At 62.7% G+C, this 22,981-nt stretch carries 23 protein-coding genes and 1 riboswitch; of the genes, 6 read left to right on the top strand and 17 right to left on the bottom strand.

The window, feature by feature from the left end:
- Positions 1-55 precede the first annotated feature (55 nt).
- From cbiB to AC1DOG_RS03155, 6 genes are all read right to left on the bottom strand, one after another.
- Positions 56-1,036, bottom strand: coding sequence for an adenosylcobinamide-phosphate synthase CbiB (gene cbiB, locus AC1DOG_RS03180; RefSeq protein ID WP_477926796.1), 981 nt, complete (start codon positions 1,034-1,036; stop codon positions 56-58).
- Positions 1,033-2,034 (bottom strand): threonine-phosphate decarboxylase CobD, encoded by a 1,002-nt coding sequence (gene cobD, locus AC1DOG_RS03175; protein WP_477926795.1) that lies wholly within the window; start codon positions 2,032-2,034, stop codon positions 1,033-1,035. The genes cbiB and cobD overlap by 4 nt, the downstream gene beginning before the upstream one ends.
- The gene (locus AC1DOG_RS03170) at positions 2,031-3,371 is read right to left on the bottom strand and encodes a cobyrinate a,c-diamide synthase (RefSeq protein WP_477926794.1); all 1,341 of its coding nucleotides are present in this window, start codon (positions 3,369-3,371) and stop codon (positions 2,031-2,033) included. Before AC1DOG_RS03170 ends, cobD begins: the two co-directional genes overlap by 4 nt.
- Positions 3,368-4,210, bottom strand: coding sequence for a uroporphyrinogen-III C-methyltransferase (gene cobA / locus AC1DOG_RS03165; RefSeq protein ID WP_477926793.1), 843 nt, complete (start codon positions 4,208-4,210; stop codon positions 3,368-3,370). The genes AC1DOG_RS03170 and cobA overlap by 4 nt, the downstream gene beginning before the upstream one ends.
- Positions 4,211-4,387: 177 nt before the next feature.
- Positions 4,388-5,338 (bottom strand): nucleoside hydrolase, encoded by a 951-nt coding sequence (locus tag AC1DOG_RS03160; protein WP_113199909.1) that lies wholly within the window; start codon positions 5,336-5,338, stop codon positions 4,388-4,390.
- 74 nt (positions 5,339-5,412) lie between these two features.
- Entirely contained in the window at positions 5,413-5,847 is a 435-nt protein-coding gene (locus AC1DOG_RS03155; RefSeq protein ID WP_477926887.1) for a cobalamin biosynthesis protein, read from the bottom strand.
- Between the two features lie 106 nt (positions 5,848-5,953).
- Here AC1DOG_RS03155 and AC1DOG_RS03150 point away from each other — a divergent pair, with 106 nt between their 5' ends.
- Positions 5,954-6,739, top strand: coding sequence for a TSUP family transporter (locus tag AC1DOG_RS03150; protein WP_477926792.1), 786 nt, complete (start codon positions 5,954-5,956; stop codon positions 6,737-6,739).
- A 3-nt stretch (positions 6,740-6,742) separates the two neighbouring features.
- Here the strand turns inward: AC1DOG_RS03150 and AC1DOG_RS03145 are convergent, their stop codons facing one another.
- The 6 genes from AC1DOG_RS03145 to AC1DOG_RS03120 form a co-directional block, all read right to left on the bottom strand.
- Complete coding sequence (locus tag AC1DOG_RS03145; RefSeq protein WP_477926791.1) at positions 6,743-7,168, bottom strand: EamA family transporter; 426 nt, start codon at positions 7,166-7,168, stop codon at positions 6,743-6,745.
- A complete protein-coding gene (gene cobO, locus AC1DOG_RS03140; protein WP_477926790.1) occupies positions 7,168-7,812 on the bottom strand; it encodes a cob(I)yrinic acid a,c-diamide adenosyltransferase in 645 nt (214 codons plus the stop codon). Before cobO ends, AC1DOG_RS03145 begins: the two co-directional genes overlap by 1 nt.
- Before the next feature lies 1 nt (position 7,813).
- Entirely contained in the window at positions 7,814-11,989 is a 4,176-nt protein-coding gene (gene cobN / locus AC1DOG_RS03135; RefSeq protein ID WP_477926789.1) for a cobaltochelatase subunit CobN, read from the bottom strand.
- Between the two features lie 226 nt (positions 11,990-12,215).
- Entirely contained in the window at positions 12,216-13,271 is a 1,056-nt protein-coding gene (cobW, locus tag AC1DOG_RS03130) for a cobalamin biosynthesis protein CobW (protein ID WP_477926788.1), read from the bottom strand.
- Between the two features lie 4 nt (positions 13,272-13,275).
- Complete coding sequence (cobU, locus tag AC1DOG_RS03125) at positions 13,276-13,794, bottom strand: bifunctional adenosylcobinamide kinase/adenosylcobinamide-phosphate guanylyltransferase (RefSeq protein ID WP_477926787.1); 519 nt, start codon at positions 13,792-13,794, stop codon at positions 13,276-13,278.
- Positions 13,791-14,054 carry a hypothetical protein gene (locus AC1DOG_RS03120; RefSeq protein ID WP_477926786.1) on the bottom strand — a complete coding sequence of 88 codons (264 nt, stop codon included), beginning with the start codon at positions 14,052-14,054 and terminating at the stop codon, positions 13,791-13,793. The genes cobU and AC1DOG_RS03120 overlap by 4 nt, the downstream gene beginning before the upstream one ends.
- Before the next feature lie 46 nt (positions 14,055-14,100).
- Positions 14,101-14,493, bottom strand: a riboswitch (cobalamin riboswitch).
- Between the two features lie 246 nt (positions 14,494-14,739).
- On the opposite strand from AC1DOG_RS03120, the gene AC1DOG_RS03115 reads away from it, so the two are divergent.
- Complete coding sequence (locus tag AC1DOG_RS03115; protein ID WP_018900664.1) at positions 14,740-16,530, top strand: chloride channel protein; 1,791 nt, start codon at positions 14,740-14,742, stop codon at positions 16,528-16,530.
- Here AC1DOG_RS03115 and AC1DOG_RS03110 read toward each other — a convergent pair.
- Positions 16,527-17,981: a cobyric acid synthase gene (locus tag AC1DOG_RS03110; RefSeq protein ID WP_477926785.1), complete on the bottom strand. Its 1,455-nt coding sequence runs from the start codon at positions 17,979-17,981 to the stop codon at positions 16,527-16,529. The two genes, AC1DOG_RS03115 and AC1DOG_RS03110, sit on opposite strands and share 4 nt — an antisense overlap.
- Positions 17,982-18,425: 444 nt before the next feature.
- On the opposite strand from AC1DOG_RS03110, the gene AC1DOG_RS03105 reads away from it, so the two are divergent.
- Positions 18,426-18,773 (top strand): hypothetical protein, encoded by a 348-nt coding sequence (locus AC1DOG_RS03105; protein ID WP_477926784.1) that lies wholly within the window; start codon positions 18,426-18,428, stop codon positions 18,771-18,773.
- Positions 18,774-18,779: 6 nt separating this feature from the next.
- Here the strand turns inward: AC1DOG_RS03105 and AC1DOG_RS03100 are convergent, their stop codons facing one another.
- Together AC1DOG_RS03100 and AC1DOG_RS03095 are read right to left on the bottom strand one after the other, a co-directional pair.
- Positions 18,780-18,935, bottom strand: coding sequence for an entericidin domain-containing protein (locus AC1DOG_RS03100; RefSeq protein ID WP_113010586.1), 156 nt, complete (start codon positions 18,933-18,935; stop codon positions 18,780-18,782).
- Positions 18,936-19,088: 153 nt separating this feature from the next.
- Positions 19,089-20,030, bottom strand: a complete 942-nt coding sequence (locus tag AC1DOG_RS03095) for a LysR family transcriptional regulator (RefSeq protein ID WP_026283379.1) — start codon at positions 20,028-20,030, stop codon at positions 19,089-19,091.
- Between the two features lie 72 nt (positions 20,031-20,102).
- On the opposite strand from AC1DOG_RS03095, the gene AC1DOG_RS03090 reads away from it, so the two are divergent.
- Positions 20,103-20,357 carry a hypothetical protein gene (locus tag AC1DOG_RS03090; RefSeq protein WP_477926783.1) on the top strand — a complete coding sequence of 85 codons (255 nt, stop codon included), beginning with the start codon at positions 20,103-20,105 and terminating at the stop codon, positions 20,355-20,357.
- A gap of 78 nt (positions 20,358-20,435) precedes the next feature.
- Entirely contained in the window at positions 20,436-20,636 is a 201-nt protein-coding gene (locus tag AC1DOG_RS03085; RefSeq protein ID WP_018900462.1) for a hypothetical protein, read from the top strand.
- An 81-nt stretch (positions 20,637-20,717) separates the two neighbouring features.
- Here the strand turns inward: AC1DOG_RS03085 and AC1DOG_RS03080 are convergent, their stop codons facing one another.
- Positions 20,718-20,918 (bottom strand): hypothetical protein, encoded by a 201-nt coding sequence (locus AC1DOG_RS03080; protein ID WP_162726935.1) that lies wholly within the window; start codon positions 20,916-20,918, stop codon positions 20,718-20,720.
- A gap of 11 nt (positions 20,919-20,929) precedes the next feature.
- On the opposite strand from AC1DOG_RS03080, the gene AC1DOG_RS03075 reads away from it, so the two are divergent.
- Entirely contained in the window at positions 20,930-21,949 is a 1,020-nt protein-coding gene (locus AC1DOG_RS03075; protein WP_018900461.1) for a GlxA family transcriptional regulator, read from the top strand.
- A gap of 90 nt (positions 21,950-22,039) precedes the next feature.
- Here the strand turns inward: AC1DOG_RS03075 and AC1DOG_RS03070 are convergent, their stop codons facing one another.
- On the bottom strand, positions 22,040-22,870 hold the full coding sequence (locus tag AC1DOG_RS03070) for a response regulator (protein WP_112941732.1): 831 nt from the start codon (positions 22,868-22,870) through the stop codon (positions 22,040-22,042).
- Between the last annotated feature and the right edge of the window lie 111 nt (positions 22,871-22,981).

Raw genomic sequence — 22,981 nt, 5'->3', positions numbered from 1 at the left:
CGTTACATCCGCTTAAGGAGCATGGTAATCAATATGATAACAGTATCGCGATGATCTATAGAAGAAACAGGAAGATCACTAGCGCGACAAAGGCGAGAACCGAGCAGCTGGCATAGAAGACGGAGACCGCGCTGTCGATATCCTCGATGACGGCGGTCTCTCTTCCGCCGCCGTTGATCATCGGCTCCATCACCACGACGCCGGAATAGACCCGCGGCCCCGCGAGCTGCACGTTGAGCGCGCCAGCCATCGCCGCTTCCGGGCGTCCGGAGTTCGGCGAGCGATGCATGCCGCCGTCGCGCATCGCGATCTTGAACGCCTCGCGGCAGGCATCGCCGCCGCGTCTCAGCCACGCACCCGCCGCGATCAGCGCGATCGACAGCCGCGCCGCTGGCCAGTTTGCGAGATCATCGAGCCTCGCCGACGCCCAACCGAAATCGACATAGCGTTCCGACTTGTGGCCGATCATCGAATCCGCCGTGTTGAGCATCTTGTAGGCCAGCAGCCCCGGCAGGCCGAACACCAGATACCACAGCGCCGGCGCGACGACGCCGTCGGAAAAGTTCTCAGCAAGGCTTTCGATCGCCGCCCGGCAGACGGCCGGCTCATCCAGCGTTTCCGGGTCGCGGCCGACGATCATCGACACGGCCTTTCGCCCACCATCGAGGCCACCCTGGCGAAGACCGGTGGCAACCGCCTCGACATGATCGGCAAGGCTCTTCTGCGCCAGGAACACCGTGACGCAGAGAACCTCGAGCAGGATGCCCGCAAGTCCGAACAGCGCGAAGAAGAGATGCAGCGCGACGCCCGCGACGATCGCGATCAAAAGCAGGGCCGCGATGACGAGCATACCGTTACGACGACGGCTCTTGCCCGGCAATTCCGTCCGGTTGAACAGTGTCTCCGTCCGCGAGATCGCCTTGCCGAAGAGCACGATCGGGTGCGGCAGCCGCGCCCACAGCACATCCGGATCGCCAACGATCCTGTCGAGCATCAGAGCAAGCACCAGCACGAGAAGATTCAGTTCAAAAATCATCGATTGAAGCTCATCAGGGCATCGGCGAGCCTGAGGTCGCCAGTGGTATCCGCGGTCACGCCGAAGCGCAGCCAGGAAGGGGCATAATCGAACTTGCGGACCAGAATGTGGTGCACGCACAGATGTGCCTGCAACGCATCCGCCGCCTCGTCTTCGACCAGCGAAAAAAGCGCGGTGCCGCCACGAACACGAAGCCCGCCTTTGGTCAGAACGTCACGCATCGCTTCGCTGCGCTCAGCGATCGCGCGTCGGAGCGGCTCGGTATCGGTGCGCAGCAGGGAAGCGGCGATCGACAGTGCAGGGCCGGAAACAGCCCAGGGGCCGAGCAGGCTCTCGAACCGATCGAGAAGCTCCCTTACTGCGATGACGAATCCAAGCCGCAGTCCGGCAAGGCCGAAGAACTTGCCGAAGGAGCGAAAGACGATGAGGTTGGCATGATCCACGACATGGCCGGCGACACTGGCCTCGGGCACAGTATCGCCGAACGCTTCATCGACCACGAGAAGCCCTCCCCGCGCCGCCAACCGGCGTGAAAGATTTACGAGCACGTCGGGCTGATAGATCCTGCCATCGGGATTGTTCGGATTGACGATGACGACAAACGCGTGATTGTCGCCGACCTGGTCGATCCCATCAAGCCGGTCTACAGCCGCTCCGGCCATCACGAAGGCCCGCTCATATTCACCGTAAGTCGGCCCAAGAATCGCGACCCGCCCACCCGCCGCAATCAAGCGCGGCAGAAGCTGAATGACCGATTGGGTGCCGGGCACCGGCAACGGCAGGCTGTCGCCGCTCCCATAATATTCCCGCGCCGCCTCGCGCGCCTCGTGGACGAGATGCTGATCCGGCAACCGATGCCAGGCGCGCATGGGGATCTCAGGCAGGACGGCTGGAAAGGGGCTGATACCGGTGGAAAGGTCGAGCCAATCCTCCGGCTTGCCGCCATAAAGGGCTGCGGCGGCCGTTACGCCGCCGCCATGGATGATGGGCGCATTCATCGTGCCGGTCCGCCTGCGCTACCCGCCGGTCCGCTCACTTGCGCCGCCACATCGATCAGATGCATGTAGGACCCGGCCACCTGCCAGCGCTGCAGGCCGGCCGTGCCGAGATCGTTGTTCAATGCGTCGGTTACCTTGAAAAGCCGGTCCGCCTCGCCTTCCGAAACCACCGACGAATAGTGAAACTCGTGCGCCGTCATCGGCTGCGTGAAGAACGAGCCGTTGATGGGATGGACCCGCCGATAGCCGAGATGGCGCCTGCGCTCCTCATAGCTGGTGACCAGCGGCAGCAGCCCGAGCATCTCGTGGCGCTCGCCGCTGGCATCCACCAGCCCGTCGCCCATCACCATGTAGCCGCCGCACTCCCCATAAATCCGCACCCCGCCCTCGGCCGCCTGGCGCATGCTCTCGCGAAAGGTTGAAGCAGCCGCGATCCGTCCGGCATGCAGTTCCGGGTAGCCGCCGGGGAGATAGATGGCGTCGGCGGTGCGTTCCGGCGGCTCGTCGGCAAGCGGCGAGAAAAACGAGATATCGGCGCCGCGACGCCGCCAGCCGAGCAGCATGTGCTCGTAGCAGAAGGCAAAGGCGATATCGCGCGCCACGGCGATCCGGCTGCCGAGCGGCGGCAAACGGTCGATATTGGCGGTCGAGGGCCGAGCGAAACCCTGTCTGGCGACACGCATCAGGAAGTCGAAATTGCAGTTCTGCGAGACCGCCTGCGCCGCGTGCTCGACGAATTTCTCCAGCGCCTCATGCTCGCCGGCCTGCACCAGGCCAAGATGCCGCTCCGGCAGCGCGATCTCGGCGTCGCGGCGCACGACCGCGATCACCGGCATGCGGCTCGCCTCGAGCGCCTGGCGCAGCATCATCTCATGCCGATCGCCGCCAACCTTGTTCAAGATGACGCCGGCGATGCGGACATCGGCGCGGAACCCGGCAAAGCCGGCCACAAGTGCCGCGACGGACTGCGACATATGGGAAGCGTCGACCACGAGAACGACCGAAAGTCCAAGCATCGCCGCCAGATCCGCCGCCGTCCCCTTGCCGTCGGCCGCACCGTCGAAGAGGCCCATCATCGCCTCGATAACAAGCAGCCGGTCGCCGGAGCGATGCAGCGTCGCGTTGGCGGCAATCAGCTCGGGGCGCATCGCCCAGGGATCGAAATTGAGACAGGCGACGCCGCTTGCCGCAGCATGAAAGGCCGGATCGATATAATCAGGCCCCGCCTTGCCAGGCGCGACCTCCACCCCGCGCTTGCGAAGCGCCCTGAGGAGCCCAAGCGTCACCGTCGTCTTTCCCGACCCGGAGGACGGGGCTGCAATCAACAGACCACTCATGCCGTCTCCTTACTGCCGGACCTCCGGAACGGATCGGGATGCAACCGTCGTCCGGCCAGCGCACCCAGCCAATCGAGAGAACCACGCAACCGCACCACTTCGCCGACCACCACGATCGCCGGCGGCTCGATGCCCGACGTCAGCGCCGCCGCCGGCGCCTCGCCGAGCGTCGTTTCCAGCACCTGCTGCACGCTCGTCGACGCGTTACAGACGAAGGCGACCGGCTCATCGCGCGAGCGCCCCGCGGCAATCAGGTTGGCACTGATCTCGGCAATATGCTTCATCGCCATATACATGACGATGACGGGCGAGCCCTTGCCTATAGCATCCCAGTTTATCGCGTCCGGCACCAGCCCCGATGAATTGTGGCCGGTCAAAAACGTCACCGCATGATTGATGTCGCGGTGGGTCACGGGGATACCCGCATAGGCAAGCCCGCCGATTCCCGCCGATATCCCCGGCACGATGCGAAACGGAACGTTAAATTCGACCAGCGTCAGCGCCTCTTCACCGCCACGCCCGAAGACGAAGGGGTCGCCGCCCTTCAGCCGGAGAACACGATTGCCCGCCTGCGCGAGCTCGACGAGGCGAAGCGAAATGTCGCGCTGTTTGGCGGAAGGCTTGCCGCCGCGTTTTCCCGCATATTCGAGAACGGCGCCCGCCCGCGCCAGCTTCAGGCATTCGGCATCAACCAACGCATCATGCACGATGACATCGGCTTCCATCAGCCCCTTGACCGCAAGCAGCGTCAAAAGGCCCGGATCGCCGGGCCCCGCGCCCACGAGCCAGACACTGCCGGGATCCATCGCCGGGAGGTGAGAAAGTACCGTTTCGATCATGACGATGATCTATGCCCGGCGGCCGACGACGTCAACGCCGCAAACGCGGCGAAGATGCAGGTCACGATCACGCGGATTGCAGCGCCCAAAGCGGACTCAAATTATGAGGATATCGGCGCAAGCGGCTGAATGGATTCGCCAATGCGCTTGCGCCGAAATACCGATGATGATTGCCGACTAAGCGTTGAGCAACGTGTCGCGGATCAGGTCGATGACTTCTTGCGACTGGATGCCGGTGCAGGCGATCTGGCTCGGCAGGCCGTCCCAATCGCCCGGCGGGAAACGACGGCCGTCCTGCTTGATGATCGTCTGGCCATCGGCGATACCGCCGCAGGCTACGCGCATGGCTCCTGAGATCGTGGTGAACAGCTCCGGCGCCACGACATAGACGCAGGCGCAGCTGTCATGCACCATCATCCCGTCCTCGACGGCATGCTTGTAGAAATCGATGTAGAACTGCGAGAGCTTGTCGAGCAGCTGCACGGCCTTGTCGCCCTTGGCAGCCATCTCGCCGAGATAGCCACGGCTCATCGTGGTGATGGCGGTGACATCGAGACCGATGACGACAACCTGCCACGGCGCGGTGAGCACGATATCGGCGGCCTCGGGATCGCCATGGATATTGGCTTCGGCCACAGGTGTCACGTTGCCAGGCACATAGAAATTGCCGCCCATGATGACGACCTGCTTCACAAGGCCGGCAATCTCAGGGTCTTCCTTCAGCGCCAGTGCAAGGTTGGTCATCCGCCCGACGGCCACCAGCGTCACCTCACCCGGATTGGCGCGCACGGTATCGATGATGAACTTGTAGGCCGGACGCGGATCGAGCGGCACGTCGACGACCTCGGGAACGTTGATGTTGCCGAGCCCGTCATCGCCATGCACGAAGGTCGGCCAGGCGCCTTCCTTGCGCGACGGATCGATCGTGACACTCGCTCCCTTGGCGACGGGCGCCGGGATGTTCCATTCGCGCTTGAGGAACAACGCATTGCGCGTCGTCGTCTCGATAGAGGCGTTGCCGAACACGGTCGTGATGCCGATCAGATCGATGTCGGCATGACGGTGCAGGAAAAGCAGCGCCATCGCATCGTCAACACCCGGATCCGTATCGTAAATCACCTTATGCATAATCGTCCCTCTTGCATGTTTTCATGTCATACCTTGACAGCCGCGCGACAGAACCGCTGCGGCGGCATCGGCGGTCACCATAGCGAGCGCTGTTCTTTCCGCAACAGGGCGCGTGCGATCGCGGCCGTCGCATGCGCTGATTTGATTTTTGGCAGCACAAGCTCGGCATCGGGCCCGATCGCAGCCAATGCCGCGGATTCCGCAACCCCATGGCAGCCCACCCGCGCAAAGACGACATCGGAAGGGTTCTTGATCCTCGGCGTCTCCCGCTCGAGCGTTTCGGCATCGAAGAACACCACGGGAACCGCAAGGCGCGCGGCGACCACCACCATCGCCGGCTCGTCGCGGCGAGAATCGATCGAAGCCAGCCCGGCAACCTGACCGGGCTCGGCACCCGCCATCTCCAAGGCCGAAGCGACCAGCGCCATGACCTCGTCAGCCGATGTCGCGCGCTCGCAGCCGAGGCCGAGCACGTAGCGGCGGGTGGTATCGAAGGAGAGTGCGGTCATATGCGCGAAATGCCGGTTGCCTGTGTCACGCAAGCCATTGCAGCCCCGTCAGGTAAATGCAACAAGCGCGACGACACAGCGCATTAGCAGCCCCACAGGTTTCCCCTTGTCCGATCTTGCCCCCCACCTGCTTTTTCTCCTCGCTCTCGCAGCTTTCCTTGCCGGTTTCGTGGATGCCATCGCCGGTGGTGGTGGCCTCATCACCGTTCCGGCAATGCTGATCGCGGGCATCCCGCCCCTGCAGACGCTGGGCACCAACAAGGTGCAATCGGTCTTCGGCGCGGCATCGGCCACCATCGCCTATGCACGCAAGGGCCACGTGAACCTGCGCGATCAGCTGCCGATGGCGTTGATGGCCGTCATGGGTGGCGCGCTCGGCGCGGCACTTGCGACGATCGTGCCGGGCGATGTGCTGAGGGCAATCATGCCGGTCCTGCTGATCGCGATCGCGCTCTACTTCGCGCTGAAGCCGAATCTTGGCGACGTCGACAAGCACCGCCGCATCACACCCTTTGCCTTCGGCCTCACACTGGTGCCTGCCATCGGCTTTTACGACGGCGTTTTCGGCCCCGGCACCGGCTCGTTCCTCATGCTCGGCTTCGTGTCGCTGGCGGGCTTCGGCATGCTGAAGGCAACCGCCCACACCAAGCTATTGAACTTCGGCTCGAACGTCGGCGCGCTCGCGATCTTCGTATCATTCGGCGCGATCATCTGGAAGGTTGGCCTGATGATGGGCGTCTGCCAGTTTCTCGGTGCACAGCTCGGCTCGCGGCTTGCGATGCGCATCGGCGCCAAGCTGATCAAGCCGCTGCTCGTCATCGTCTGCATCGCGTTCACGATCAAGCTCTTGTCCGACCCCGCCAATCCGCTGCGCGTCTGGCTGGGGCTCTGAACCTCAGAACAACGCGAGAAGCAACGCTCCGCCAGCGATCAGGCTGACGCCGAGCCAATTCATCATGTTGAGCTTCTCGCCGAGAAAGACGACGCCGAAGATGGCGACGAGGACGATCGACAGCTTGTCGATCGGCGCGACACGGGCGGCATCACCGATCTTCAGGGCGCGGAAATAGGCAAGCCACGACGCCCCGGTCGCCGCGCCCGAGAGGCAGAGAAACAGCCAGGTCTTAGACGAGATGCTGGAAAACGGCTGCCACTGCCCGCTCGCCAGCACGATGGCGCTGATGATGATGAGAATGACGACGGTGCGAATGAGCGTGGCGAAATCCGAATTGACGCCCGCCACGCCGATCTTCGCGAAGATCGCCGTCAGCGCCGCGAACGCGGCCGACAGAACAGCCCAGAAAACCCAGCTCTGCGTCATCAGAACTCCACGCCTGCCTGCCCCTTGATACCCGAGCGGAACGGATGCTTGATCAGCTCCATCTCCGTCACCAGATCGGCAATCTCGATCAGCTCATCCTTGGCATTGCGCCCAGTGAGAACGACGTGAGTCATATAGGGCTTTTCCGTCTTCAGGAACTCGATAACCTCGTTGATATCAATGTAATCGTAGCGCAGCGCGATGTTGATCTCGTCGAGCAGCACCATGGAATTGCGCTCGTCGCGGATCAGCTCCTTCGCCTTCTCCCAGGCAGCGCCGGCGGCAGCCACATCACGGGCGCGATCCTGCGTTTCCCATGTGAAGCCCTCGCCCATCGTGTGGAACTGGCAGACATCGGAGAAATGTTTCTCGATCAGGTCGCGCTCGCCCGTCCACATCGCGCCCTTGATGAACTGCACCACGGCAGAGGGCTTTCCATGCGCGATATGGCGGAAGATCATCCCGAAGGCCGAAGACGACTTGCCCTTGCCCTTCCCCGTGTGGACGATGATCAGGCCCTTCTCGCCCGTCTTCGTCGCCATGATCTTGTCGCGCGCGGCCTTCTTCTTGGCCATCTTCTCGCTGTGGCGTGCGTCGTCGTGGCCAGTGGCTTCCGTCGTGGTCTCGGTGGTTTCCTCAGTCATGTCAAACTTCCCCGGATGCAATCTTCAGTCGGTCGGCGGTGTCGCCACCGCCTGATCTTTCGTGTGTATGGTCTGTGGCAGCGAGATCGAACCGCGCCGAATTGCTGCGCGGCGTCCACAGCCGTCGTTCGATCGCCTCCAGCAGCCGCTCTCTCATTTCCTCGTAGGCTGCAGGGTTCTTCTCGATCATGAAATCGCGCACGCGCTGATCGACGACGAAGGCCTGATAGACCGCCTCGAAATGATGGTTGCCGACAGCACCTGTTGTCGCCGCGAAGGCGAAGAGATAATCGACTGTGGCCGCGATCTCGAAGGCACCCTTGTAGCCATGGCGCATGACGCCATCGATCCACTTCGGATTGACGACGCGGCCGCGCACGACGCGAGCGATCTCCTCTTCCAGCGACCGGATGACCGGTTTCTCCGGCATCGAGTGATCATTGTGATAGATCGACGGCCTGCTGCCGCCGAGCGTCTCCGCCGCCGCCGCCATGCCGCCTTCGAACTGGTAGTAATCGTCGCTGTCGAGCAGGTCGTGCTCGCGATTGTCCTGGTTCTGCACGACAGCCTGGATGGACCGCAGCCGCTCCTCGAAGACGCCGCGCTCGGCCCGGCCCTCTTCGCCGGCGCCATAGGCATAGCTGCCCCAGACCAGATAGGCCTCCGCCAGATCGGCGCGCCGCTCCCAGCCTTTCTCGTCGATCAGCGCCTGCAGCCCTGCGCCATAGGCTCCCGGCTTCGACCCGAAAATCCGATACCCCGCCCGCCGCATCGCCTGCGCAACGTCTAGCCCGGCCTCCTCAAGCCGCGCCGCCTCGCCGCGCATCCGCGCCGCGATCGGATTGTCATCGGCATCCTCATCCAGAGCCCCAACGGCCCGGATCGCCTTGTCGAACAGCGCGATCTGCTCCGGAAAGGCATCGCGGAAGAAGCCGGAGATACGCAGCGTCACATCCACCCGCGGCCGCCTGAGCATCGCCTGCGGAATGATCTCATAGCCGGTGACCCGCCGCGAGGTCATATCCCAGACCGGCTTGACGCCGATCAGCGCCAGCGCCTGGGCGATATCGTCGCCGCCGGTGCGCATGTTCGACGTGCCCCAGGCCGTCAGCCCGAAGGACACCGGCCATTCGCCGTGATCCTGTACATAGCGGCGCACCAGAAGCTCCGCCGATTTCTTGCCCAACTCGTAAGCCGCCGGCGTCGGCACCGCGCGGCTGTCCACGGAGTAAAAATTCCGCCCCGTCGGCAACACATCCGGCCGCCCGCGCGTCGGCGCGCCCGAGGGGCCGGGGGCGACGAAGCGGCCGTCGAGGCCGCGAAGCAAGCCTTCGATCTCGGCGTCGCCGCAGGCGAGGATGGCGGGCTTCAGGCGGGTTTCGATTTCGTCGAGGACGGCGCGGGTCGCGTGCCAATCGGCAGGGCATGGCAGCTCACCGGAAACGAACTTGGCGGCCAGCAGTTCGATGCGCTCTACGGTATCGCCCTGGGTGCGCCACGGGTCGGACGAGACGTCCGCGAGGATTTCGGGGCGTGGGCCGGCCCATGCGGCGGCCATGTCGCAATCGAGGGGGTCGAAGGTTGCGTTGGCGGGTGGGGTACCCCCCTCTGTCCTGCCGGGCATCTCCCCCACAGGTGGGGAGATTGGCTGGGCTTGCCCGCTCGCTCCACGCTCATTGTTTGGTTGGGGAGCAAGCCGCGAGTCGATCTCCCCACCTGTGGGGGAGATGTCCGGCAGGACAGAGGGGGGTACCCCACCCGCCAAGCTCCCCACCGCGTCACCACCACTCCCGAAAACATCCCCAGCAATCGCCCGCTGCAAACTCCGGTCACCACCCTCACCCAGCCCGCGCGGCACCCGCGCCAGCGCCACCGTCAGATCCGTCAGCAACCGCCCTGCCGGCGACACCCCAAACACATGTAGCCCATCGCGGATCTGCATTTCCTTGAGATCACACAGATAGGCATCGAGCTTCTTCAGCGCCTCGCTCTCGCTTTCCCCCTTCGCAATCCCCGCATCCTGATCGAGCCCGATATCGGCGACCAGCTCTAGGATCTGCTTTCCAAGCAACCGAATCCGCCGAGGATCGCCGCCCGAGGCCTCATAATATTCGTCGACCAGCGCTTCGAGATCTTTCAGCGGCCCGTAGCTCTCCGCCCGCGTCAAAGGCGGCGTCAGATGGTCGATGATCACGGCGGCGGTGCGGCGCTTGGCCTGCGTCCCCTCGCCGGGATCGTTGACGATGAAGGGATAGAGATGCGGCAGCGGACCGAGGATCGCTTCCGGGTAGCAGCTCTCGGACAGCGCCAGCGCCTTGCCCGGCAGCCATTCGAGATTGCCGTGCTTGCCCATGTGGATCACCGCATGCGCATCGAACTGATGGCGGAGAAACGCATAGAAGGCCAGATAGCCATGCGGCGGCACCAGATCCGGCGAATGGTAGCTTTCCTTCGGATCGATATTGTAGCCACGCGCCGGCTGGATGCCGACGAGCACATCGCCGAAACGCGTGAACGGCAGCGCGAACGCGCCGTCCACGACATAGGGATCAGCCTCCGGCTCGCCCCAGCGCGCGCCGATCTCATCTTGAATCTTTTTCGGAAGAGTTACGAGGAAATCCTTGTAACGACTCACGGAAAGCATCTCGCGGATGATCTTCCCGTCACGCCCGGAATTGGTCGGGCCATCCATGATATGACGCATCAGCGCGTCGCCATCGGCAGGGATGTCGCTGACAGGATAACCAGCCTTGCGCATCGCCTGGAGCACCTCGATCGTGCCCGCTGGCGTGTCCAGCCCGACGCCGTTTCCGAGCCGGCCATCGCGGTTCGGATAGTTCGCCATCACAAGCGCCACCCGCCGCTCCGCCGGCTTCGCATGCCGCAACCGCGCCCAGTTGGCGGCGAGCTGCACGGTGTAAGCCATGCGTCCAGCATCCGGCTCGCTGGCGACGATATTGGCCTCGACCCGCGCATCATAGCGCGCCGCCGACTTGAACGAGACCGCGCGGGCAAGAACACGGCCATCGACCTCGGGCAACGCCACGTTCATCCCAAGATCGCGCGCCGACAGTCCCTGCGAGGAGTTCTCCCATACCTCCTTCGAGGATGCGGAAAAGATCGCCTGCAGCACGACGGCGTCGCTCGCTTCCAGCACCGTCGGCTGCCGCTCCGCACCCGGCGCCGAGACCGCGAAACCTGTCGTGTTGATGACGACATCGGGCCTCGTGGCGGCGAAGACGCTTTCAAGGATGCCTTTGGAGACGGGGTCCTTGAGGCTGTAGGCGAAGACCGGAAGCGGCCGGATTCCTTGAGCGATCAGCGCTTCGATCAGCGACTCGACCGGGCGGGTTTCGCCACTTTGCACGAGGGCGCGGTAGAAGGAGATGGCGATGGTGGGGATGTTCGCGGTGGCTAGCGTCTCACTCGCGATACCCCCCTCTGCCCTGCCGGGCATCTCCCCCACAAGGGGGGAGATCGACTCGTTGCTATCTCCCAGCCAAACAATTGAGGTTGGAGCGAGCGGGCGCTCCCAGCCAATCTCCCCACCTGTGGGGGAGATGTCCGGCAGGACAGAGGGGGGTAACCCGCCCACCGACAGCGCCCTCCACTCCTCAACCCCAACAACACCCCGCCCCGGCCACCAGATCCCAGCCTTCATCAAAGGCGCTGCCGCCTCCGGCTTCTCGACCCCCGACAGCATCGCCTCGGCATAATCGAGAAACGCATGCGTATTCGCATCGCCCCCCTCGATCAGATAAGCCCAGAGCGCATTCAGATCCTCAAGCGGCACATTCGAAAACGGCGTCAACCCCGCATCCGGCTTGGAATCTCCCGGTAGTACCGCGATCAGCGCCCCGTGCCGCGCAGCAGCCGCATGCAGCGCCTCCAGCGCGTAGTGAAAATAGCTGGCGCCGCCCAGTGCTCTCACGATGATCAGCTTCGCATGCCGCGCCGTGCGCTCTACATAGGCATCGACGGACATCGGATGCTTGAGGCTCATCAGGCTGGCGATACGCAGCGACCTTGCATCCGCACGCCGGCCATGCGTAGCGGCCACCGCCGCCAGTTCGGTGTCGGCGGCCGAGAGGAACAGAATGTCGCCGGGGGACTGACCAAGATCGATCGCCTCCTCGCCGTCGCTGATGGTTCCCTGCTGGGCTAGGAGAAGGTGCATGTCGGTGTGTCTTTACGGGAAATGTTGGTCGTAGGCGCGGAGTACGTGGCCCCCTCATCCGACCCTTTGGGCCACCTTCTCCCCGTCGGGGAGAAGGGAAGATTGGCACTAGCGGCTAGCCACGAGTCTCTTCTCCCCCGCGGGGAGAAGGTGCCGGCAGGCGGATGAGGGGGCCGCACCGCATCGCTCAAACGATTCTCAAAGCGACAACCGCCCATCCCAACCATCAACCTTGAACCAGCGCCTCGATCGCCTTGCGCACCGCGCTCTCGTCCATCTCATGCAGCCCGATCACCACCAGCCGCGTGCCACGCGTCTCGCCGGCCGCCCAGGCGCGGTCGAAATAGTGGTCGATACGGCCTCCGACAGCCTGCAACTGCAGGCGCATCGGCTTGCCGGGAACGTCGACGAAGCCCTTGAGGCGCAGAACGTCATGCTCGGCGATGATGCCCTTCAGGCTCTCAACGAAGGCGGCTGGATCGGCGATCGGGCCGAGCTCGACGACAAAACTGTCGAACTCGTCGTGGTCGTGCGGCGTACCGTCCTCATGCTCCAGCTCGTGATGGGACTTGCGGTTGCCGATATCCTCCTCGGTGCCGATGCCAAGGCCGAGCAGCACGCTTGCCGGCACGTCGCCGTTCTTCGCCTCGATCATCGCGGGCTTGCGCGCCGTGCGCGAAGCAACCTCGTCGCGCACCCGGGCAAGGCCGGCGCCGTCGATGAGGTCGGTCTTGTTGAGCACGATCAGGTCGGCGCAGGTCAGCTGATCCTCGAACAGTTCCTCGATCGGGCTCTCGTGGTCGAGCGTCTCGTCCTCGACGCGGCGGGCGTCGACGGCATCGTGATCGTCGGCAAAACGGCCGGCGGCGACGGCGGCGCTGTCGACCACGGTGATCACGCCGTCGACCGTCACCTGCGTTCGGATGTCGGGCCAGTTGAAGGCGGCGACCAGCGGCTGCGGCAGGGCAAGACCCGAGGTTTCGATGACGATATGGTCAGGACGGTTCTCGCGCTCAAGGAGCTTGCTCATCGTCGGGATGAAATCGTCGGCCACGGTGCAGCAGATGCAGCCATTGGTGAGCTCGATGATATCGTCCTCGGTGCAGTTTTCCGCGCCGCAGCCCTTCAGCACTTCGCCGTCGACGCCAAGATCGCCAAACTCGTTGATGATGAGCGCGATTTTCTTGCCGCCCGCATTGGTCAACAGGTTGCGGATCATCGTCGTCTTGCCGGCGCCGAGAAAGCCGGTGATAACGGTGGCGGGGATCTTCTGCTGGTTCATCAATTCAACCCTTCATTTTCAGCGGCAGTCCCGCCGCGATAAAATACACATCCGCGGCGACCGCCGCGATCATCTGGTGCAGCCGTCCGGCATGGTCGCGAAACTCGCGCGCCATCCGGTTCTCGGGCACGATACCGAGGCCGACTTCATTGGAAACAATGACGAGGCGCGCCTTGGCCTTCGGCAGATAGGCGGCAAGTGCCGCAAACTCCGCCGCCATGTCGCGCTCCTCCATCATCAGATTGGTGACCCAGAGCGTCAGGCAATCGACCAGAACCGCCCGCCCCTCGCCATCGATCGCGGCAAGCTGGCCTGCGAGATCGAGAGGCTCCTCATGCGTAGTCCAGAGGTCGCCGCGATCGGCCTTGTGCTGATCGATCCGCGCGCGCATCTCCTCGTCCCAGGCGCGGCCGGTGGCGATGTAGTGGCGATCGAGGCCGCTGTCGACGACGAGCTGTTCGGCAAAGCGCGACTTGCCGGAGCGGGCGCCGCCGAGGATGAGCGTAGAGGATACGGTCGTCATACGCGCAAGGCTTCCAATGTCGAGCGCGATTGCCTGCCCACATCTCCCTCATTCCTGTGCTTGTCACAGGAATCCAGCCACCGCGCGTCCGCGCGGTGAATGACTTCGTTGCTTCCATGGAGTCTTCCGCGTCCAAGGACTTGGACGCGCTGGATTTCTGTGGCATCGCCCGAGCCAAGCTTGGGCACAGGAATGAGGGCGCGCTTATTGAAGCTTCCAAGCATCGGTCCGGCCGACGCCAAAATCTCATTGTCTGCCATGACAACCTCCGTGCTGGCATTGGGCACACTTGCCCAGGGATGGGCTTTGCGCCCGGCACGATTGGCAGGTCTCCTGGCTCGCGGGTCCAGGCGACGATCGGGATAGCCGTGCAGGCCATCCCGATCGTGCCATCGGTTCTTCCTCGCCTTCCCGGCTGCAATCATGAAAAGGCGGACGATTCGTAGATTTAGAGGCGTCCAACCCCGGTTGATCGTGCTTGCATTGCCAGTGGCTTTTTCCGCCGTCTTCAGCCTCTCGCCCGCCTGCACCACGCAGGCAGCCGGCTTGAGAACATCCGACGCCGGACGGAAGACCCTGACCGCTCTACAGTCGCGGGGTCGGCTGTGATGAAGGCGCCCTGGTTGGGTCCACCCCGTCACATTCCCTTTTCATCCGCACCGCTTTTGGCGATCCGGAACCATCCGTTATCGATCCATGGTTAGGCAAGCGCGACTGCGAAGTCAATCGACCGCCAATCGCGGCCACCAGCCAAATTGACTGGCATCAACTCTCAAGACGATCATCTCTACCAGATTTATCGTCTATTATCAGAGACTTAATGTCATAAAAACTTGTTGCGTCAGCCGGGTTTTTGCCGCATTTGCAGCGCATGCGGCGCAGCACCGTAAATGTCCCCTCCTTCGCCACCCTTGAACGGGCTTTCGCCCGCCTAGTTTCCCCATCATGCGCCTAAAAATCAATCTTAGACGGCTTGGCCCGCTACACACACTGCTCGATGCGGGGCGCATGCGCGCGCTCCTGAGGCGCAGCGAGATGGGCATGGTGCTGGCCGGCGCGCTGATCGGCGTCACGTCTGGCCTCGCCGTCACCGGCATGAGCCTGATCTCGCGCGAGATGCACAGCCTGATCTTCGGGATCAGCGATGTGGAGCGTCTGAGCTCCTCGCAAATCGACGACAAGTTCCTGCTGATGGCGGCCCCCGTCTGCGGCGGCATCCTGCTCGGCCTGTTGATGTATGTGCTGGCGAAGACCCGCAAGAAGCCGATGGTCGACCCGATCGAGGCCAACGCGCTGCATGGCGGCCGCCTGTCCTTGACCGACAGCATCATCGTCGCGATCCAGAACCTGATCTCCAACGGTTTCGGCGCCTCCGTCGGCCTAGAGGCCGGCTATACGCAGTTGGCGTCGGGCATAGCCTCGAAGCTCGGCTTCAAGCTGCAACTGCGCCGCGCCGATCTGCGCGTCCTCGTCGGCTGCGGCGCCGCCGGCGCCATTGCGGCCGCCTTCAATGCGCCGCTGACGGGCGCCTTCTACGCCTTCGAGCTGATCATCGGCACTTACACGATCGTATCGCTGACGCCGGTCGTCGTCTCGGCGCTCGTTTCAACGCTGGTGGCCCGGCTACTCGCCGGCAGCGACTTCATCATCGATGTCGGCGATTTCGGCACCGTCATGCCGGCCGACTATGTGCCCGCCATCCTGCTCGGCGCCTTCTGCGCCGGCATCGGCATCCTGATCATGCAGGGCGTCGCCTTCATCGAGGAGCTCGCGCGCCGCAGCTCGATCGCGCTCCCCTTCCGCCCGGCGCTAGGCGGCATCATCGTCGGGCTGCTCGCGCTGGTGACGCCGCAAGTGTTGTCGGCAGGCCATGGCGCGCTGCATCTCAATCTCGATCGTGAGGTCGTGATTCCCGTGCTGATCGGCCTTTTCCTGCTCAAGGCGCTGGCCTCGGCGATCTCGATCGGCTCCGGCTTCCGCGGCGGCCTGTTCTTCGCCTCGCTGTTCATGGGCGCGCTGCTCGGCAAGTTCTTCGCCTACTCGGCCCCCTATTTCGCCCATGCGACGCTGACGCCGATCATCTACGCCGTCGTCGGCATGAGCTCGCTTGCCGTCGCCGTCATCGGCGGGCCGCTGACCATGACCTTCCTGGCGCTCGAGATCACCGGCGACTTCCCGATCACGGCGCTGGTCTTGGCCGCCGTCATCACCTCGTCGCTCGTCGTGCGCAGCACCTTCGGCTACTCCTTCGCCACATGGCGTTTCCACCTGCGTGGCGAAAGCATCCGCAGCGCCCACGATGTCGGTTGGATCCGCAATCTGACGGTCAACAAGCTGATGCGCGCCGACGTCAAGACCGCGAAGGTCGGCATCAGCATCGAGCAATTCAAGGAGAGCTTCCCGATCGGCTCGGCCCAGCGCGTGATCCTGGTCGAGGACAGCGGCAAATATGCCGGCCTCGTGCTCGTGCCCGATATCTACGCCAATCTCACCGACACCGCCGACGAGAGCAAGGGTCTCGACGAATTCGTGCGCTACCGCAACGACTTCCTGACGCCGCAGATGAACGCCAAGCAGGCCGCCGCGATCTTCGACAAGACGGAGAGCGAAGCGCTCGCCGTCGTCAACAATCTCGTCGAGCGCACCGTGGTCGGCCAGCTCAGCGAAGCCCACACGCTGCGCCGCTACAGCGAAGAGCTCGACCGCCGCCGCCGCGAGGTCTCGGGCGAAATCTAACCCAACAGGTTGTCCAGCCAGCGCTTGTCGAGATGGGCCTCGAGCTCGGCGGCCACCTCGTCGAGCGCCTGCTCGACGCCTGCACGATAGTCGCGGCTTTGACCGGTCAGGCCGAAGCTCGCAAGCAGCCGGGACCGGTAGCCGTCGCTCGCAAACAGCCCGTGCAGATACGTCCCAACGACCCGCCCGTCCCCGGATATCGCGCCATCAGGCTTGCCGTCGACGATCGCGAAAGGCCGAACGCGGTCGGCGCCTTCGGTAATCCCGAGATGGATCTGGTAGCCCGAGAGCGCCTCGCCATTCTCGGCCGAAACCGCCGCGCTGTTGCGCACCGTCTTCTCCGCGTCCATGACGGTCTCGACGTGGAGCAGCCCGAGCCCATCGATCTCGCGCACACTCCCTTCGATGCCCAGCGGATCACGCACCATGCGCCCGAGCATCTGGTAGCCACCGCAAATACCGATGACCCGTCCGCCGCGCCTGATATGCGCGGAGAGATCCTTATCCCAGCCTTGAGCCCTGAAATCCGCAAGATCGGAAATGGTCGACTTCGAGCCTGGAAGAATGATCAGCTGCGCATCGGCAGGCAATCTTTCGCCGGCACGAACGAAAACAAGCTCCACATCCGGCTCCGCCAGCAGCGGATCGAGATCGTCGAAGTTGGCGATGCGCGGCAACACGGGAACCGCGATCTTCAGCGCCCCGGCCCGCCCCCGCGCCAGCCGCTCCAGCGCCACCGAATCCTCAGCCGGCAGCCGCGCGGCGGCCTTCAGCCACGGCACAACGCCGAAACAGGGCCAGCCTGTGAAACGCCCGACAGCAGCAATCCCGTCGTCGAACAGCGAGACGTCGCCACGAAACTTATTGATGATATAGCCCGAGATCATCGCCCGATCCTCGTCGGACAGGATCGTGTGCGTCCCGACCAGCGAAGCGATCACCCCGCCACGATCGATATCGCCGACCAGAACCACGGGCACACCGGCGCGCGTCGCAAAGCCCATATTGGCGATATCGCCGGGCCGCAGGTTGATCTCGGCCGGCGACCCTGCCCCCTCGACGATGACGAGATCGGCGCCGCGCGAAACCTCCTCGAAGCTCTGGGTCACGTAATCGAGCAATTGCGGTTTGAGCCGCTGGTAGTCGCGCCCCTTGGCCTGCCCCCAGACCTTGCCCTGCACGATGATCTGGCTGCCGACATCCGATTGCGGTTTCAAGAGCACCGGGTTCATGTGCACGGAAGACGGTACGCGCGCGGCCATAGACTGCAGCCACTGCGCCCGCCCGATCTCCCCGCCATCATCGGCGACGGCGGCATTGTTCGACATGTTCTGCGGCTTGAACGGGCGCACCGAAATGCCGCGATTGGCGGCCAGCCGGCACAGGCCGGCAACCAGCACCGTCTTGCCGACATCCGAGCCGGTTCCTTGCAGCATGATGGCTTTGGTCATTGACGCGGCGCTCCTCGAAACTGAAGACGGCGTACAACGGCGTTTCAGCCCTGGTCAATTGCAACGGCTCGATCGCAACCGTTCTAAATGCGAAAGCCGCGCAGACCCGAGGTCGCGCGGCTTGCCGAAATACGCTGGCGCTTTGCCCATACACGGCGAAGCTCACGTTCCCCGGGACGCAATACCTGATCCGGAGAAGCAGCGGTTGTCCCCCGCCACGTCGCTATTCTTAGCGCCACATTGTTACCGGATGGTTAGTGAGCACTTAACCAAATATGAATTCAGGCCGTTTTGACGATTTTGTTTCGGCAACGATATGAGCGGGTTGAGACAGGCTGCCGCACGGGCGACAGGTTTCCGCAAGCAAGCACGTTGCATATAAGTCGCCGAAGACGACTCGCCGCTTCCAGCGACGAACGAATACAGACGACATGGAGAATGACGATGACCTCAGCCCCGTTTCCCGATTCCGAGACGATCGCCGCCAAGTTTTCCGCGCTGGGCGAACAGGACAAGTCCTATCTCGGGCTGATCATGGAAAACCCGGCGCAGGACGACAGCCTGATTGATGGCATCCATCGTCACCTCGACAATGCGTCGCGCGCACCGTTCCTGAACACGCTGAAGCTCGAGGCATTGGGAAAATGGGTTGGGGACGCAGCGCCGCCGCGTCTCCAGATTCGTTTGATGGAAGCTTCCAAGTCCAGCCAGCATCCGACCTATTCCGCCTTCCGCAAGGGCCTGACGGCGTCCGGCGGATTGGAAAAAGCCTATCCGCCGGCGCAGATCTGAGCCGGCTTAGCGCTTCGCGGCGTGATTGACGCTGCGGCCGGCATCCTGCGTAGCATTGACGGTGTTGGCCGCGTCGCGGCCGACGCCACGGATGGTGTTGGCGCAAGAGGCCAGAGTGAACAGAAGCATGATGGCAGCACCAATCTTTACCGTGGTGGTCATAGTCGGAAATCCCTTGTTAAAAACCGCTCTCCGCAGCCAGTCGCACGACTGCTGCGCGCTGATAACGCACTGAACCCAAAAAGGTTTCAGCCGGACTTCTCTTTTTTAAATGAACGATATTAGCCGGGCATCGGTCACATGCCCGGTCGGCCGTCAGGCGGCGATCGCCTTGGCCTTTTCGCTGAATGCCAGCCGGATGCTTTCGGCCACCGTTTTCATCGGTGCGGTCATCTGCGATACGGTCAACAGGCGGATATCGAACGAGCCGAGTTCGGGCAGCCCGTCCTGCGCGCCGAGAATTTCCATGTCCTCTCCGACATAGGAGCGCGGCAGAGGCGCGATCGCGAGATCGGAGACCACGGCGGCGCGCTGTGCCATCGTGTGACCGCTCAGAAACGCCACGCGGAAATCCCGCTTCATCCGCTCGAGCTGCGCAAGCGCCTCAAGCCGCCAGATGCATCCCTCTTCCCAGATGGAGATCGGCAAGGGTTCGCGGCGATGCGCGGTACCGCATTTGGCGCCGGCCCAGACCAGCCTTTCGCGATAGACGATCTCGCCATCGGTCGGCAGCGGGCGCGTGGCGCAATTGATCAGCGCCAGATCGAGCCTCTGCTCCTCCATGCGCTTGCGCAGCCCCAGGCTCATGTCGATGGTCACATCGACCATGATGCCGGGAAAATTCTCGGCGAAGTTCTTCAGGATGCCGGGCAGGATGCGCTCGCCGATATCCTCGGGCGCCCCCAGCCGCACGACGCCGCTCAGCTCCGGCATGATGAAGCGCGACACGGCCTCATTGGAGAGAGCCAGCATGTTGCGCGCGTACGACAGCAGAACCTCGCCATGCTGCGTCAGCGAAACCGAGCGCGCGTCGCGCAGAAACAACGTCGCGCCGAGCTGCTCTTCGAGTTTCTTGATCTGCATGGACACGGCCGAGGGTGTCCGGAACACGGCTTCGGCGGCCGTTGAAAAATTGCCGGTCTCGGCGATCGCCACGAAGGTGCGAAGCACATCGTTGTCGAGGAGCGGAATGGGACGGCGAAGCGGAGCTGTCATCATCTCATCTTTCAATTTTCTTGATACATAACACAATATCATTTTGTTTGATTGAAAGTCAACGGAGGTTCAGTCTGGTTGGCATCGGATCACTTCGATGAAGGAGACAAACCGATGACCACTCGAACCCTGACAGACAGCCTGCGCGACTTCATCGCCCGCCGCCGCGTTCTGGCGATGCGACGGACCGCCATCGAACAGATCGCCCGCCAGCCCGGCCACCTTGCCGCCGACGTGAACGTGCCGCGCCGCTATGCGCCAGCGGGCATCACCGTCGTCATCGTCAGCGCCGTCGGCTGCCCGATCCAGATGATCGGCCAATCATTCAAAATGATTGATGATAGCCATAAACTCTATTCGTTTGATTGATGGGCCGCAAAGGACCATATCAGTAACAACGAATTCACAACCGAGAGACGTCGGTCGATACGAGAAAGGACATTCGACATGACCACGATCACCTTCAGAGACAACAAGCTGTCCCATGTGGCTCACCATGACCACTCCCTGTCAGCCTATGCCCGCAAGGTTGCCCGCGCGTGGCATCAGTGGCAGGCAGCACGCGAAATCGAAGCCATGCCGATTGACATGCGCAAGGATTTCGGCTGGCCGTCGGCGGATAATGTAGACGACCACAAGGCGATGTAATGGATGCGACATACCTCCCCGCATGAGAGCGGCGCCTGCTTCCCGGCAGAGCCGCTTTCGTCGTTTTAGGCCCCTCGTGATTTAATCTTGAATATCAGGAACATGTATTTCTAAAGGGGCTTTTGGCGAACATTTGTTCTTGTCAAAAGCCAATTGACCGACGTCAATTAAAGCAATGTCGCATTTTTGCTCTTTGCGGCCGCATTTTTCCATGAGAATGTCGCTTTCTGAATATCTAAGCGGCGCAATCCAAGCACCAATAGCGCATTGGCCCTCCATCATGGATTTCTCACATGAGCAAGATGTCGCATAAGAAACGCTCCATCGTCTTCTTCATGGTACCGCAGTTTACGATGCTGCCCTTTTCGGCCGCAATCGATACGCTGCGCATCGCCAACCGCATGCTGGGCTACCAGGCCTATACCTGGCGCCTGACCTCGGTTGATGGCGAAAAGGTCTATTCCTCCTGCGGCATCGGCGTCGAGGCCAACACGTCGCTGGCAGACGAGCGTCGCAACCTCGGCGGCGAGAACCGCCCGAGCATGGTGCTGGTCTGTTCCGGCATCGACGTCGAGGAATTCAACAACAAATCCGTCAATGCGTGGTTGCGCGAATCCTACAATCGCAGCGTCGCCGTCGGCAGTCTCTGTACGGGCGCGCATGTGCTTGCTCAGGCTGGTCTCCTGAACGGCAAGCGCTGCGCGATCCACTGGGAAAACCTGCCGGGCTTCTCCGAAGCCTTCCCGCAGGCGGAGGTCTATGCCGATCTCTACGAAGTGGATAGCAATCTCTACACCTGCGCCGGCGGCACCGCCTCGCTCGACATGATGCTCAACCTCATCGGTGAGGACTTCGGCGAGACGCTGGTCAACCGCGTCTGCGAGCAGCACCTGACCGACCGCGTACGCAGCCCGCACGACCGCCAGCGCCTGCCGCTGCGCGCCCGTCTCGGCGTCCAGAACGGCAAGGTTCTGTCGATCATCGAATTGATGGAAGGCAATCTCGCCGAGCCCTTGTCGCTGCTGGAGATCGCAGACGGCGCCGGCCTGTCGCGCCGCCAGATCGAGCGCCTGTTCCGCCAGGAAATGGGCCGCTCCCCTGCCCGCTATTATCTCGAAATCCGGCTCGACCGCGCTCGTCACCTGCTGGTGCAGTCATCCATGCCGGTGGTTGAAGTGGCTGTCGCCTGCGGCTTCGTCTCCGCATCGCACTTCTCCAAGTGTTATCGCGAACTCTACCACCGCTCGCCGCAGCAGGAGCGCGCCGAGCGGAAAATGACGATGGCGACCGCACGACAGGCCATCGCCGCCTGAGCAGAAAAGCAAAGCCAAGAGCAAAAAGAACCCGAAACGCTCCACGCGCTTCGGGTTGTCTTTTGACAGGTGGCCTGCGAAAGCGACGTGTCAGGCGCTCTTGCGCATCGGCTGCATCGATTGGATCTGCAACAACGTGTCGAGGTTCTGGTTGACGCGGCAATAGAACTCTTCGTCGATGAACGGCCGCAGCATGAAGTCGTTGCCGCCGGCCTTCAGGAACCGCGCCGAGAGCAAACGATTTGACGAAGACGACACGCCGATGATCCGCAACTGGTGCGAGCCGATGCTGGAACGGATGCGTCGCGTCAGTTCGAAGCCGTCGATATCAGGCATGTTGTAGTCGGTGATCATCAGCCCGATATCGCGATTGGCCTTGAGAATCTCCAGCGCCTTGGCGCCGCTATCGGCCGTGCTCACACGGAAATTGTAGCGCTTCAGCCGGCTCGACAGCAGCGCGCGTGCCGTGGCGCTGTCGTCGACGATCAACACGTGATGGCGATGGTTGGTCAGGAAGCGGCAAATGGATTCGGCCAGGAGATCGACGGCGAAGACGTTGTCCTTGAGGATGTAGTCGACGATATCCTTTGCCAGCAGCTTGTCGCGCATGCCCTCATGGAACGTGCCGGTGAAGACGATCGTGGGAATGCTGAGATCAACCAGATACTCAAGCGCCTCGCCGTTCTCGGCGCCCGGCAGATTGATGTTGGAAATGGCGAGCGTGATTTCCTGGGACGACTTGTCGTAGCACAGCTGGAGATCTTCGAAATTCCGGCAAATCTCCACGTCGATGTTGAAGAGTTCCTTCAAACGCGTGCTGATCATCGACGTAAAGACGTTCGAATCCTCCGCCAGAACAATACGAACATCATTAAATGTGTCGCCGGAATACTGCATCCCGGAAATCCCCAAAAACGCCATGTCAAAACCCCAAACTGAAATCGGTCTCCCTGCTTCAAATCGGTACATGGGGCGGTTTGAATAAGTATTAAACGGCAAGCTTACTTGCGGCACAAATGACCGCAAGAACAC

The sequence above is a fragment of the Rhizobium sp. 01N48 genome (genome assembly GCF_056399145.1).
Note: the sequence above shows the minus strand (reverse complement) of the source record. Positions and strands in the feature narration are given on the sequence as shown.